General features: G+C 40.3%; 8 protein-coding genes and 1 other RNA gene. All 9 read right to left on the reverse strand.

Annotated features, from left to right (window positions below):
- Positions 1-457: 457 nt before the first annotated feature.
- A complete protein-coding gene (locus SK629_RS11030) occupies positions 458-7,009 on the reverse strand; it encodes an Ig-like domain-containing protein (RefSeq protein WP_152639379.1) in 6,552 nt (2,183 codons plus the stop codon).
- The gene (locus SK629_RS12895) at positions 6,966-8,810 is read right to left on the reverse strand and encodes a Rib/alpha-like domain-containing protein (RefSeq protein WP_042901522.1); all 1,845 of its coding nucleotides are present in this window, start codon (positions 8,808-8,810) and stop codon (positions 6,966-6,968) included. Before SK629_RS12895 ends, SK629_RS11030 begins: the two co-directional genes overlap by 44 nt.
- Positions 8,811-9,361: 551 nt before the next feature.
- Positions 9,362-10,051, reverse strand: coding sequence for a response regulator transcription factor (locus SK629_RS08935; protein WP_000518028.1), 690 nt, complete (start codon positions 10,049-10,051; stop codon positions 9,362-9,364).
- Between the two features lie 11 nt (positions 10,052-10,062).
- The gene (gndA, locus tag SK629_RS08940; protein WP_000158785.1) at positions 10,063-11,487 is read right to left on the reverse strand and encodes an NADP-dependent phosphogluconate dehydrogenase; all 1,425 of its coding nucleotides are present in this window, start codon (positions 11,485-11,487) and stop codon (positions 10,063-10,065) included.
- Between the two features lie 75 nt (positions 11,488-11,562).
- A complete protein-coding gene (gene mapZ / locus SK629_RS08945; RefSeq protein ID WP_042901523.1) occupies positions 11,563-12,972 on the reverse strand; it encodes a cell division site-positioning protein MapZ in 1,410 nt (469 codons plus the stop codon).
- 12 nt (positions 12,973-12,984) lie between these two features.
- Positions 12,985-14,142, reverse strand: coding sequence for a THUMP domain-containing class I SAM-dependent RNA methyltransferase (locus tag SK629_RS08950; RefSeq protein WP_042901524.1), 1,158 nt, complete (start codon positions 14,140-14,142; stop codon positions 12,985-12,987).
- A gap of 83 nt (positions 14,143-14,225) precedes the next feature.
- Positions 14,226-14,607: RNase P RNA component class B (rnpB, locus tag SK629_RS11725), an RNA gene on the reverse strand.
- Positions 14,608-14,627: 20 nt separating this feature from the next.
- Complete coding sequence (gene gpsB / locus SK629_RS08955; protein ID WP_042901525.1) at positions 14,628-14,957, reverse strand: cell division regulator GpsB; 330 nt, start codon at positions 14,955-14,957, stop codon at positions 14,628-14,630.
- 72 nt (positions 14,958-15,029) lie between these two features.
- Positions 15,030-15,557, reverse strand: a complete 528-nt coding sequence (locus SK629_RS08960; protein ID WP_042901526.1) for a DUF1273 domain-containing protein — start codon at positions 15,555-15,557, stop codon at positions 15,030-15,032.
- Positions 15,558-15,575: the final 18 nt, after the last annotated feature.

The raw sequence follows: 15,575 nt of genomic DNA on the forward strand, positions 1-15,575 counted from the left end.
ACTATAGTTGCTAAAATATTTCTAGAAATTAATTTAACTTTCCTAATCAATTTGTTCATATCTTATTTCAATCTACTATAATAATGAACTATAGTAAATTGAAACTAAAACAGTACACTACAACTGCTAAAACATTTTTAGAAATTAATTTATACTCAATGAAAATCAAAGAGCAAACTAGGAAGCTAGCCGCAGGCTGTACTTGAGTACGGTAAGGCGACGCTGACGTGGTTTAAATTTGATTTTCGAAGAGTATTAACTTTCCTAATCAATTTGTTCATATCTTATTTCAATCTACTATAATAATGAACTATCATTTGATTAGCTAGTAAAAAAAGATAACATCTCCTCTCGGAGATGCTATCTTTTTGGGGGCGACTAGAACATAGTGTTCCAATCTCTTTTCGTTAAATTTATAGAATGTTTATCCTATAAATTATTTTATCAAGGTAATTTCTTACTCTTCTTCCTCGCGTTTTTTCGCGATAAGGAGTCCCCCTGTTGCTGCTGCAAGAAGTGCTAGAGCAAGTGAAGCGCTAGATTGTTCTGTACCAGTATTTGGCAACTCTTTCGCTCCTGCTTTCTTAGCTGGTGTTGCTGCATTTGAGCCTTGTTCAGCAGATGTAACTGCCTTACCAGCTGGTGCTACTCCATGTGAACCTTGTTCAGCAGATGTAACTGCTTTATCAGCTGAGATTACAGCTGTTGTACCATCTGGGAAGGTTACGGTTGTGGTACCATCTTTACCTACTTTAACATCTGTTGCTGTTGGGTTTGACTTCTTAACTGCTTCTGCTACCTTGGCTTTTTCTGCATCAGTCAAGTTGCTTGGATCTACAACTAGTGTTACTGATGGATCTTTAACACCATCTGCATCCTTAGACTTATCATCTGCTTTATTAGCTGGGATTACTGCTGTTGTGCCACCTTTACCTACGTTAACATCTGTTGCTGTTGGATTAGATTTCTTAACTGTATCACCTGATGGGATAACGGCTGTTGTACCATCTGGGAAGGTTACGGTGGTTGTTCCATCTTTGCCAACTTTAACATCTGTTACTGTTGGGTTTGATTTCTTAACTGCTTCTGCTACCTTAGCTTTGTCTGCTTCAGTCAAGTTGCTTGGATCTACAACTGGTGTTACCGCTGGATCCTTAACTGCGTTATCTGATGATTTCTTAACTGTATCACCTGATGGGATAACGGCTGTGCTACCATCTGGGAAGGTGACTGTGGTTGTGCCATCTTTGCCAACCTTAACATCTGTTACTGTTGGGTTTGATTTCTTAACTGCTTCTGCTACCTTAGCTTTGTCTGCTTCAGTCAAGTTACTTGGATCTACAACTGGTGTTACCGCTGGATCCTTAACTGCATTATCTGATGATTTCTTAACTGTATCACCTGATGGAATAACGGCTGTGCTGCCATCTGGGAAGGTTACGGTTGTTGTACCATCTTTGCCAACCTTAACATCTGTTACTGTTGGGTTTGATTTCTTAACTGCTTCTGCTACCTTAGCTTTGTCTGCTTCAGTCAAGTTGCTTGGATCTACAACTGGTGTTACCGCTGGATCCTTAACTGCGTTATCTGATGATTTCTTAACTGTATCACCTGATGGGATAACGGCTGTTGTACCATCTGGGAAGGTTACCGTTGTTGTGCCATCTTTGCCAACCTTAACATCTGTTACTGTTGGGTTTGATTTCTTAACTTCGTCTGCTACCTTAGCTTTTTCTGCTTCAGTCAAGTTGCTTGGATCTACAACTGGTGTTACCGCTGGATCCTTAACTGCATTATCTGATGATTTCTTAACTGTATCACCTGATGGAATAACGGCTGTTGTACCATCTGGGAAGGTTACCGTTGTTGTGCCATCTTTGCCAACCTTAACATCTGTTACTGTTGGGTTTGATTTCTTAACTTCGTCTGCTACCTTAGCTTTTTCTGCTTCAGTCAAGTTGCTTGGATCTACAACTGGTGTTACCGCTGGATCCTTAACTGCATTATCTGATGATTTCTTAACTGTATCACCTGATGGGATAACGGCTGTTGTACCATCTGGGAAGGTTACCGTTGTTGTGCCATCTTTGCCAACCTTAACATCTGTTACTGTTGGGTTTGATTTCTTAACTTCGTCTGCTACCTTAGCTTTTTCTGCTTCAGTCAAGTTGCTTGGATCTACAACTGGTGTTACCGCTGGATCCTTAACTGCATTATCTTTTGTTGCTGTAGCTGGAACACTTGGTTCTGATACATTGCCTGCTGGATCTGTTGCTTTCGCTGTTACGTCTCCTGCTGGAAGCTCTTTCGTTGGTGTGATTGTAGCTTTTCCATTTTCGTCTGCTACGCCTTCACCAAGCTTGTGACCATCTTTGTCGAACAACTCAACTTTAGATCCTGGTTCTGCACTTACTTCAACTGGTGTCTTAGTTCCTGCTTTATCTGTTAAGTCTGTCTTAACTTCTGGTTTAGCTGGTGCTTTTGTATCCTTAGTTGCGGTTGCTGGAACACTTGGTTCTGACACATTGCCTGCTGGATCTGTTGCTTTCGCTGTTACGTCTCCTGCTGGAAGCTCTTTCGTTGGTGTGATTGTAGCTTTTCCGTTTTCGTCTGCTACGCCTTCACCAAGCTTGTGACCATCTTTGTCGAACAACTCAACTTTAGATCCTGGTTCTGCTGTCACTTCAACTGGTGTCTTAGTTCCTGCTTTATCTGTTAAGTCTGTCTTAACTTCTGGTTTAGCTGGTGCTTTTGTATCCTTAGTTGCGGTTGCTGGAACACTTGGTTCTGACACATTTCCTGCTGGATCTGTTGCTTTCGCTGTTACGTCTCCTGCTGGAAGCTCTTTCGTTGGTGTGATTGTTGCTTTACCATCTTTTCCTGCTACGCCTTCACCAAGCTTGTGACCATCTTTGTCGAACAACTCAACTTTAGATCCTGGTTCTGCACTTACTTCAACTGGTGTCTTAGTTCCTGCTTTATCTGTTAAGTCTGTGTTGATTTCTGGTTTAGATGGAGCTTTTGTATCTGCTGTTGCTTTTTCTGGTGTACTTGGTTCTGACACATTTCCTTCTGGATCTGTTGCTTTCGCTGTTACATCTCCTGCTGGAAGTTCTACTGTTGGTGTGATTGTTGCTTTACCGTCTTTTCCTGCTACACCTTCACCAATCTTGTTACCATCTTTATCAAATAACTCAACTTTAGATCCTGGTTCTGCACTTACTTCAACTGGTGTCTTAGTTCCTGCTTTATCTGTTAGGTCTGTGTTGATTTCTGGTTTAGATGGAGCTTTTGTATCTGCTGTTGCTTTTTCTGGTGTACTTGGTTCTGACACATTTCCTGCTGGATCTGTTGCTTTCGCTGTTACGTCTCCTGCTGGAAGTTCTACTGTTGGTGTGATTGTTGCTTTTCCGTCTTTTCCTGCTACACCTTCACCAATCTTGTGACCATCTTTATCAAATAACTCAACTTTAGATCCTGGTTCTGCACTTACTTCAACTGGTGTCTTAGTTCCTGCTTTATCTGTTAGATCTGTTTTGATTTCTGGTTTAGCTGGTGCTTTTGTATCTGCTGTTGCTTCTTCTGGTGTGCTTGGTTGTGATACATTTCCTGCTGGATCTGTTGCTTTCGCTGTTACATCTCCTGCTGGAAGTTCTACTGTTGGTGTGATTGTTGCTTTACCGTCTTTTCCTGCTACACCTTCACCAAGTTTGTGACCATCTTTATCGAATAACTCAACTTTAGATCCTGGTTCTGCACTTACTTCAACTGGTGTCTTAGTTCCTGCTTTATCTGTTAGGTCTGTGTTGATTTCTGGTTTAGATGGAGCTTTTGTATCTGCTGTTGCTTTTTCTGGTGCGCTTGGTTGTGATACATTTCCTGCTGGGTCTGTTGCTTTCGCTATTACATCTCCTGCTGGAAGTTCTACTGTTGGTGTGATTGTAGCTTTTCCATCTTTTCCTGCTACGCCTTCACCAATCTTGTTACCATCTTTATCAAATAACTCAACTTTAGATCCTGGTTCTGCACTTACTTCAACTGGTGTCTTAGTTCCTGCTTTATCTGTTAGATCTGTTTTGATTTCTGGTTTAGCTGGTGCTTTTGTATCTGGTGTTGAACTTGGGGCTTTAACCGTTACTTTAACTGGAACTTCTTCTTTAGATCCATCTGGGTATGTTACAACTACTGTCGCATCTTTTTCACCTGGTGTCGCTGTGTCTACTGGAGCTTTGAAGGCTACTTTTGTACCCTTAGGAAGATCTTTTACATTTCCAATTGAATCTTCTGCTTTTGGTGTTGTTCCTTTGTTTACAGTTTGTGGTTTAGCTGTTGGTGTGTTCTTATCTGCATCTGTTGGTTTTTTAGTTACAAATTCTGATAAAGGTTTTTTATCTTTTGAACCATCAGCATATGTCACAACTACATTATCATCAGCATCTCTAGTAATTGATTGAATACGTGAAGGTTGTTCTTGTGCATCCACTAATGAACCTTTTTTATCAGCTAAACGTGCGTCTGGATTGTTTTGAGAATATTCAAGTTTAACTTTCTCTTTAATTTTTTCAAACTCTTTATCAGTAACATTGTTAACATCTGATACAACTACTTTGTCAGCTTCTGCTGGAGTTTTAATATCATATTTTTGAGTTTGAGGTTTAAGAATTACATTAACCGCAGTTGGATCAGTAGCATCTCTACCATTTCCTCTAGCATCTGCTCCATCTTTATCAATGGCTTTTACAAAACGCCATCCTAATGGAGTTCCTCCATTTTGAATCGCAGCTTCAAATTTTTCTTTTGTAAATTTCCCTTCGGGTGCTGGAGTACCTGTGTATGTGATAACAGCTGGATTTTCTGCTGTCGCTGTTGTTTCAGTAGTGAATTTATTCGCAGTGAATCCATATTCTGTATTTTGTTTATTAGTTTCTCCCGCTACATCTTGGAATGATTGGTTAGAACCTCTTCTTAACTCAGCACTTGCAAGTTTGCCACTATCATCTTTGATTTTAATATCAAAAGAATTCACTTCTGATGCGTAAACATAGACTTCTTTCTTATTAGGCGCTGGATCAGAATATTGGATTTCTACAGTTGGTTTTTCATTTGTACGTACAAATTCTGATAATGGTTTTTTATCTACAGAACCATCTTTATAGGTTACTACAAGATTTCCTTTGTCGTCTTTTGTGACTGATTCAATCTTAGCATCTTTATCAGCTACAGCTGTACCTTTTTTGTCTGCTAAGTTAGCATCATCATTCGTTTGAGAGTACTCAAGTTGGAGTTTCTCTTTGATTTTAGCCAAGTCGGCATCTGTTACATTAGCTGGATCTGCTACAACAACTTTTTCAGTTGGAGTTGCAATGTCATATTTTTGAGTTTGCCCCTTAAGCATGACACGGAATGCACCTGGATCAGTTGCAGTTGAGCTACCCACAGCTTTATTCTCAATAAATGCACCATCTGTATCCGTTGCAGTTGCATAACGCCAGCCTAAAGCCATACCAGATGGATTTTCTCCTTTAGTCGCTGCATCTAAGGCTTCTTGTTTCAAACCATCTGTCGCTGCTGGAGTACCTGAGTAAGTAATGACTGCTGGTGTATCTGCTGTCGCTGGAGTTTCAGCATTGATAACATTTGCTTTAAATCCATATTGAGTATTGATAGTATTTGCTTCACCTGCAACATCAGCAAACGCTCTGTTACCACCTTGTTTTACAGTGGCACTTGCAATTTTCCCACTATCATCTTTGAATTTGATATCGAATGAGTTTTCTTCTCCACCATATACATAGACTTCTTTAGTAGACTTATCTGAATATGGAATTTCTACTGTTGGAGCTACTGCTGGAGTTGTTGGAGCTGCTGGAGCTGCTGGAGCTGGTGGGTTAACTAGATATGTTGCTGCAATCTTATCTTTTGATCCATCAGGATAAGTGATAGTAAGATTTCCTTTCTCATCCACACTGTATTGTGAATCTGCTGGAAGACTTGGGTTAGCAGTTTTCACTGCTTCGATAATCTTATTCTTTTCAGTTTCACTAACGCCGTTAGAATCTGCAATATCTACTTTTGTACCTGCAACTGGTTCATATTTCTTAGCTGTCTCAAGAACATTTACTATAAGTGCTCTGTATATCGTTGTTGGTTTATCTCGATTCTTCGCATGAAAAACAACCTCAGTTGTTCCTGCTGGCTGGTCCATTGCAACAGTACCACTATACTTAGCATCACGTTGTCTAATCGTAGCTCCATTTGAAGATCCTAGGTACCCCCCTGATGGCACTACACCTTTAATAGCTATCGGATTTTTCTCAACCGAAAATTTCTCTAAAGCTGTAGCTTGAGCTACAACATCAATATCAATGTTATCGCCAGGATATACTGTAATCTCTGACTTACTTACCAATAGTCTAGTGTCATTGTTACCAGTCACACCACCATCCTTAACAGTTACTGGTGATGCTGTAACCGTAATTGGTGCACTCTTAGCTGACTCTGTTCCACCTGCTGGTGTTGAAGTCGCTGTAATCTCTCCTGCTGGAAGGCTGTTTGTAGGGTGAACAGTTGCTACACCTTGAGCATTAGCTACAGCTTCACCGATCACAACACCATCTGTGTTGTAAAGCTTAACAGTTGAACCTGCTGGTGCTTTAACTGTCACATCAGCCGGCGTACTTGCTTTACCTTCCAAATCATTGACAATTTCTGGACCGCTAGTCGCAGCATCTGTCGCTGGATTGTTAGTTGCAGCACCTGCCGATGGATTGTTAGTCGCTGCACCTGGCGTTGGATTATTAGTTGCAGCATCTGCCGCTGGAGTTGCTTCTACAGCAGCACTTACTTCTGATGTTTTACCATTTTTGGTAGCTGTCGCTGCTACAATACCGGCTGGAATGTTTACTGTTGGAGTGATGCTTGCTACACCTTGGTCGTTCGCAACGGCTGTACCAAGCTTAGTGCCATCATGGGCGAACAAGGAAACTGTAGACCCCGCTTCTGCTTTCACTATCAACCGGAGTTTTAGTATTAGCCTTACCTGTTAGACTTGTCGTGATAACTGGCTTAGCTGGTGCTACTGCTTCTTTTTCAACGATTACTTTTACAGGAACTTCTTTTGTAGATGTATCCGGGTAAGTTACAACTACTGTTGCTTGTTTTTCACCTGGAGTTTGTGTATCAACTGCATTCTTGTACTTAACTGTTGTCCCTTTTGGAAGAGTGTCTAAGTTTCCAATTGATTTTGTCGCATCTGGTTTTTGACCAACTTTTACAGTTTGAACTTTCGCTGTTGGTTCAGGGGAAACATCAGACTGCCACATTTTCACAGGGTTAGTTGCAATGTTGGCGAAAGCTGCATTGGCACCTGCAGTGGCGCTACGCATCATACCAAACACAACCTTCATATCTTTCAACTGTTCGTTAGATGTTGTTGCAGGAACTTCAGTTCTAAAACTCCATGCATAGGCATCATACCCATCACCACCTGTAGTCGAACGATCCACAATCAAACGTTTGTCATTCAAGGCAACATTATTCAATAACTCTTTAGTTCTCGGAGAAGAATTAGACGCCGCACTCTTGAAATATCTGTCCTCCTGACCGGCAAGTTTTTCTATAGAACGACCATAGAGATTACTTTCCCAACCAGAAGCCAGAGCAAAGGTATCTTTTTTGTCTAATGGTAATCCAGCAGCTTTATCTGGTGATGGATTTTCAAACGTTACAGAACTACTCAACGCTGAACCATCAGGTTTTATACGTTGAACTTTTCCATTTATAAATTTAGGGTTGATTGGAGAGTTATATTTTGCACGTGTAATGCTAGTTGGCATATTAACTTCTGCAGGAATTTGGATGAAATTTCGATATACATCTCCTCCATCTGTATTATACGTATTAGATAGATTTTCTGCATGATCATTATAAAAGACAAGCCAATCTAATGAAGTAATCTTCCCACTAGCGTCTTTATTATATTTAACTTTATAATTTGTAACTCTAGAAACTGCATTAACAGCGTCAGCTGTAGACGTGGCTTTATTAACATCATTAAGGATATAGGTATCACTATGACCATTTGCGGCTGCATTTGTACCTTCTGCATAGGCAACTTCCGCTCTAAAAGCATTATTCTTATCTAATGCTTTACCGTTACGTGAGTCGTTAGATCCTGTGTTTTCGATTGAGTTAGATTCTGATTTTTTCTCAGTGTTTTCTGCTTTTTTACCTACAGTTGGTTGTCCGTTAGTAGTGTCTACTGCTGGAGTTTCTTTTTTCTCTACAGGTTTTGCTTTTAATTTAGTGTTAGCTGTAGTTACTAATTTGCTGTAAGCTTTTTTTATTTCGTCTTGAGTTGTTGCGTTTGCTAATGTAGCTTTCGCAGCTTCTAAGTCAGCTTTTAATACCGCAACACTCTCTTCTGTTTTGTTTTCGTATGTTCCGTTAGCTAATTTTGCTTCGATTTCTGCAATGTAGTTTTCAAGTTTAGTTTTATCTAAAGCTTTAACTTCTTTTGCAGTTTCTCCACCTAATTTTGCCGCTACTGCTGGTGTTGTAGCAACTTCTGGCTTGATTTCTGCTACAGCAGCAGGTGCCTCATAAGTCTTGCCATCTCCGTTCTGTGTAGGGTTAACATTCCCAGTAGTCGAGTTGCTTGCTACAGTAGTTTCTGCTGTGTTTGCATGAACTACTTGAGTAGCTAAGCTAGCTCCGACCGCAAAAACAAGAGAACAACCGAATAGGAAATGCTTTCCTTTTTTGATCATTCTCCAGTTCTTTTGCTCTGCATTTTTACGATTAAAATACACTATATTTTCTCCTTTTAATTTCTAAAAATAGCATGTAGTACACATACACATACACATACACATACATTCAACATTATAATTTATATAAGCAGATTTGTCAATTATATTAATTATTTTTTATTATTTTCCATTATTTTCAGAAAATTCTAGGATTTAAACCATTCACTATATTGTAATATTGCAATAAAAATAAAATCCCTCTTTTCTTCAAAACTATGATAAATGCCATTTTTCGAATACTTATAAAGAGTATATTGATTTTACCTACAGCTAGCTCTTTCCTTTTGAGCGTCAAAAAGTAGAGAACTATGAAAGTAAGCTTATCAGATACCAATACTCTTCGAAAATCTCTTCAAACCACGTCAGTGTCGCCTTACCGTACTCAAGTACAGCTTACGGCTAGCTTCCTAGTTTGCTTTTTGATTTTTATTGAGTATAAGAACCTGCATTTGTTATTCTTCAAAAAAAGCTCTATACTATCTGGAGTTCAGGAATTCCTGCTACAGATAGTATAGAGCTCAAACAACAGTTACACAAGGGTGACTGCTTTTCTATTCTTGCATGGTGTAACCAACACCACGAACGGTTTTAATGTAGCTTTTCTGACCTTTTACATCAAGCTTGCTACGTAGATAACGGATATAGACATCCACGATATTTGTTTCGGTCGCACTTTCATACTTCCAGACACTTTCCAACAACTGCTCACGAGTCAGAACTTTCTTGCTTCCCATAAGAGTAGCCAAAAGATCATACTCACGACGGGTCAAAGCAATCATCTCTTCGCCACGATAAACGGTATGATGCTCTACATCCATACGCAGATTGCGGTAAGACGTTGGAACCTTCATCTGACTACAGTGTTGGTCGATAAAGTCCCGACCTCGGAAAATAGCTGAAATACGAGCTACCAAATTCTCAATAATAACTGGCTTATAGATGTAAGAAACGGCAAAGCGTTGGATTGTCTCAATCTGATCTTGCAATTCTTCACGATGATCCAAGACCATGATAACTGAGGCTGGCTTAGTCCGACTCAGCTTATCTGCAAAATCCTGGGCTGTCATATCCCCCAGATGAGCATTCAATAAAATCAAGTCATAGTCTGTCTGAAGAGCCATGGAGAGGGCTTTTTGCCCCTCCTCAACCTGATCAACTCGGTATTGCTCTTTTTGGAGTTCCAAACTTAAAAAATGAGCTAGATTTCTTTCTTTCTCAAGTAATAAAATCCGTTTCCCCATGGCAGACCTACTTATTTTTCGTCATACCAAGAGTAGTGGAATGTTCCTTCTTTGTCTTTACGTTGGTAAGTGTGGGCACCAAAGTAGTCACGTTGCGCTTGGATCAAGTTTGCTGGAAGGTCAGCTGAACGGTAGCTATCAAAGTAAGTAATAGCTGCTGAGAAGGTTGGTACTGGTACACCAGCTTGAACCGCAAGAGCTACGATATCACGCACTGCTTGTTGGTACTTAGCAGTAACATCCAAGAAGTATTCATCCAAAAGAAGGTTAGCAAGATCTGCATCACGGTTGTAAGCATCTGTAATCTTTTGCAAGAAACGAGAACGGATGATACAACCATCACGCCAGATAGAGGCGATGTCTGCAAATGGCAAGTTCCAGTTGTTTTCTTTAGAAGCTACACGCAATTGAGCAAAACCTTGTGCGTATGAAATGATTTTTGAGAAGTAAAGGGCTTGACGGATTTTTTCAATCAACTCAGCCTTGTCCCCTTCAAATTTGAAGTCAGCTGGTTTTGGAAGGACCTTGCTAGCATGCACACGTTCTTCTTTGTAAGTTGAAATGTAACGGGCAAATACCGACTCAGTGATGAGTGACAATGGCACACCAAGGTCAAGTGATGATTGGCTAGTCCATTTACCAGTTCCCTTGTTACCTGCAGCATCAAGGATGTAATCTACGATTGGTCCATCTTGACCTTCGTCGTCTTTACGGCTCAAGATATCAGCTGTAATTTCGATCAAGTAGCTGTCCAATTCACCCTTGTTCCACTCAGTAAAGATTTCAGCCATATCTTCTGCAGAAAGGCCTAGCAAGTGTTGCATCAAGTCATAGCTTTCTGCGATCAATTGCATATCACCATACTCGATACCATTGTGAACCATTTTCACATAGTGACCAGCTCCATCAGGACCGATGTAAGTCACACATGGTTTGCCATCTTCTGGTGCTTTAGCTGAGATTTCTTCAAGAACGTCCGCAACCAATTCGTAGGCTTCTTTTTGTCCACCAGGCATGATAGAAGGACCTTCAAGGGCACCTTTTTCACCACCAGAAACCCCAGTACCGATAAAGTTGATACCTGAGTTTGCCAATTCTTCATTACGACGGATGGTATCTTTGTAGAAAGTGTTTCCGCCGTCAATCAAGATATCACCCTTGTCAAGGTGTGGAAGAAGGGCTTGAATAGTAGCATCTGTACCAGGTCCAGCTTGAACCATGAGCATGATACGACGAGGTTTTTCGATTGAGTTTACAAAACTTTCAACGTCATAGCTTGGTACGAAGTTCTTTTCAGGATGGCAAGCAATCACATCTTCCGTTTTTTCTTTACTACGGTTGTAGATAGCAACTGTGTAACCACGAGATTCAATATTAAGGGCAAGGTTACGACCCATTACGGCCATACCTACGACACCAAAGTTAGCTTTTGTCATTTGACACTCCTCTTATTTGATTTGTTTTATTTTATCATTTTTACTTTTGAAAAGAAAGAATTTTGTAACGACTGCTTAGTAGTCCAAAGCATCCGCATGTCCAGAACCATTTCCAACAAAGTATCCTGTCTTACAGTTAAGGGTAAAGAGATAGGTTCCATCTGGCTTGTAGAGGTTGTAATAACCATTGCCATTAACGATATTGACACGTTCAAGGATGTATTGATCACCAGTGATATAACCACGTGAGCGTGAAGTCGCTAGGATTTGTTCCAAAACACCATCCGCGAAATCCCAAGCAGAGTTATTGCTATCATCAACAGCCGATTGATTGTAAGAAACACGACTGGCACTTCTTTGAACAGCAACTCCTGCACTTGATACGCCCATATTGACCTCACTACGAGAACTTCTAGTCTCAGTTGAGGCCGCATTTGAGCTACTTGGACTGGTCTCACTAGTAGTATTTGAGCTGGCTTGACTAGAGTTTGAACTGCTAGTTTGACTTGAACTTGAAGCACTTGTTTGCTGGCTCTTACCAAGGCTAATAGCCTTATCTAGCACTTTATCAAGCTCCGTATTTCCAGTTTTAATGTCTGTAAATTTAGCATCAGATTTAGCTTTGACATTGGTATCCAGAACACCATCAACAATAGCTGGTTTCTCAAATTGTGCATTGACATCTTGAATGGCCTTGATTTGCATTGCTAGACTATCATACTTAGATTTGGCAAGCGTATGTTCACGACTACCTTCCAGCTTATCAAGCAAGGTTTTAAGTTGAGTCAGTTTATCAAACTGGCTATTTTTTAAAGCCGTTTTGTTGCTATCTGTGTAGAAGGCATCATATAAATTATTAAATTCTTCCGCTTCTGCCTGCGAGTTTGTGGTTGATTGAGAAGTCTGGATTTCCTTGGTCGAACGAGCTACTTGACGATAAACATAATAACCAGTTCCAAGGATAAGAACTACTAAGGCTGCTAGAATACCGTAAATCACCCATTTCTTCTTACTTTTTTCATCTTCACTATCCGTAACTCGAGAAAATGTTGGAACTTCTTCCTCTCCAAACAATTGTACTTCTTCAGTCTCAAATTCTTCGGCAAGAGGAGCTTCTGAAACGCGTGTGAATTCTAGATCATCAAACTGACTCAATTCATTTTCTAGTTCTGGAGAAGTTACTCCTGTTTCGTCACGAAGCTCTTGAAGCAAATTATCTAGAGTCTGGGGCTGCTCTACCTCTGCCTCTTCTTTTTCGATTAACTCCTCTTTTTTGTATTGTCGGGTCGCAAATTTATCTGCCTCAATTTCATCCTTATGTTGTTTCACATACTTGTCCAAGATAGAATCTCCAGGCAATACACCTGCTTCCACCTCTTCATTTTTTCGAATAGCTTGTCCAACCGTTAGCTCTTTGGCATCATCAAAATCAAATTGCGGTTCTTGATCTTCATTTTTATGACGATTCCGTCTCTTCTTAGTCATGAGTTTACCTTCCTACTTTACTTTCTGGCGTTTAACACGCTGACCAAAATATTGATACAAATCAACTTTTAAGGTACCATTGTATAATTTACGTTTCTTATCTGCTTGACTACCGTACTTGGTCTCAAAAGCTTCATCACTAGTTAAGATAAATTTGCTCCAGGTTTTCAGCGGTGCAAATACTTGCCCCATTTCAGCATAAAGCTTGGTAACCCCTTCATCATCTGACAAACGTTCACCATAAGGCGGATTGGAAATAATCACTCCATTGATTTTATCAGAACGCAAATCCTGCACGCGCATCTGCTTAAAGGTAATATCTCCTGCAACCCCTGCTGCCTGGGCATTTGCCTTAGCAATTTCCACCATGCGAGCATCAATATCACAGCCCATAATATCTAGTTCCAACTCACGATCCACTTTCTTAGCTGCCTCTGTGCGAACCTCTTGAATCAAACGATCACTAATCCAGTTCCATTCCTCAAAGGCAAAGGATCGACGAAGACCAGGAGCCACCTTTCGAGCAATCATAACTGCCTCGATACAGAAAGTTCCTGAACCACAGGTCGGATCAATCAGAGGCTTGTCTGGATACCAGTTAGAAAGTTGCAAAATAGCTGCTGCCATGTTTTCCTTGATAGGAGCCCCACCTTTTTCGGTACGATAGCCACGTTTAAAGAGACTAGAGCCTGTCGTATCAATCATGACAGTTGCTACATCTTTGAGAATAGATACCTCAATCTTAAACTCTGGGCCATTCTCCATCAGAGGTACGCCTTCTGGGCGGGCATAGTGTTTCTGCAATTTCTTAACAACAGCCTTCTTTGAAATAGCCTGTACACTGGGCTCATTGTGAAGTTTAGATTTAACACATTTAGCTTTCGAAATCGGGAACCGAGCTCCAAGCGGTAAATAATGTTCCCAATCTAAGGCAAATACTCCCTGAAACAGCTCTTCAAAAGTCTTAGCAGGGAAAGTGCCTACAATAATCTTGATACGGTCTGCTGCTCGAAGCCAGAGGTTGGTTTCGATAATGGCTCTTGCATCTCCTTGAAAACGAACACGTCCATTTTCAACCTGACAATCATAGCCCAACTCTCGCACTTCTCGTCCCACAACAGCTTCAAGACCTGCTGCTGCAGTAGCCATTAAATTAAATTCCTTTTTCATTTTCAGTCTTGTAAGACCTTTCTATATGTCCACTTTAAAAAATGAGGTTGAGAAAATTTCTCAGCCCCAACCTATATGCAATTTTCTATAAGCCATGTTTTGTTCCAGAAGTGACTAGGACCACTTCCTTTGATAATCATCTGTCTACCACTAAGAGCATAGAGCTGATAGTAGTCAGAGTACTACGTTCGTTTCCGCGTACTCCATGCCCCGACCAAAATTTGGGTTGCTAGCTTGAGGGGTTTACCGCGTTCCACTCTCTCCGTTTCCAGAAAGACTCCGTCACTGTGGCACTTTCAAGTCTACTCTGACCTATCCAAGGACTTAGCCATTTCAACTGCCGTAACGATTTCTCGTCCCTAGGCTTATGAATTCGCCTAGCACAAACACTACAGGCATCACAGCCTGTGCTAGCATGGACTTTCCTCATGAAAAGAAATTCTCTCCACGCGATTATCCAAAAATTGCACATTTTAAATAAGCGCTTATAAATCAGAGTTATCCAAAATTTGTTTACCAAACACTTCTTTTTCGAGACGATTCAAGCGTTTCAAAATATCAAAATTCGTCATAGAGCCTGAAGTTGCCGCTTCAAGAGGCTCTGCTTGAACTGGTGAAGGTTTCGGTTTACGAGATAATTCTTCCTTCAACTCAGCAATTTCTTGACGGAGAGACTTGACTAGGGCAGCATAAGTTTCATAGTCCTTGATGACATCATCCAAAAATTCATCAACTTCAACCTTACTATATCCACGGACTTCACGTCCAAACTCTTGCTCAAAAATATCTTTTGCTGTAAAAATAATACTTGCCATCTCTCTCTCCATTCTCGATTTCTAATAGTATTATTATATAAAAAAAGGCAAACAAAAATCAAGGTCAAAGGCCTACTTTTCAGAAAAATTTTCTGCCAGCTCATTTAAGTCTTCAAAGGTTAGCCTTTTTATACGATAGCCTTCCTGATTTGTCATCAGCTTGTCCATAAATTTTAATTTTGTCTCATTTTCTGGATCATAGAAAAAATAGGCTAAATCAGTATTTTCTATCAAAAATCGTTGGTAATCACGCAGTTGTCCCATGTTTTCATACTTAGGATAAGCATATTTAATAAAATCTACCTGCTTAAATTGGCTAAGTTTAAGCTGATTAGCTTCATTCCAGTTTTCCCCGTGTGTTTCAAAATCAAAAATAGTCGCTAGGCTGAAATCATACTCGTCTTTCATTTCATTTGCAACATCGAGAACCCAAGATTCAAATCCCAAATTCCCTGTAAATACCAGCCATTTAAGCCCCTCTTCTGCTAAACTTTCTAAATCCCTTCGAATCGCTTTCTTTATAACTTTTAATCTGACATCCTTTTCGTTAAAGACACCCAAGTCGAAGTTAGAGTAGCCCATAATTAAAGCTGTAGTCATTTTTGCCCCTTTCTTTAT

Source organism: Streptococcus mitis, from assembly GCF_000722695.1.
Classification (GTDB): domain Bacteria; phylum Bacillota; class Bacilli; order Lactobacillales; family Streptococcaceae; genus Streptococcus; species Streptococcus mitis_O.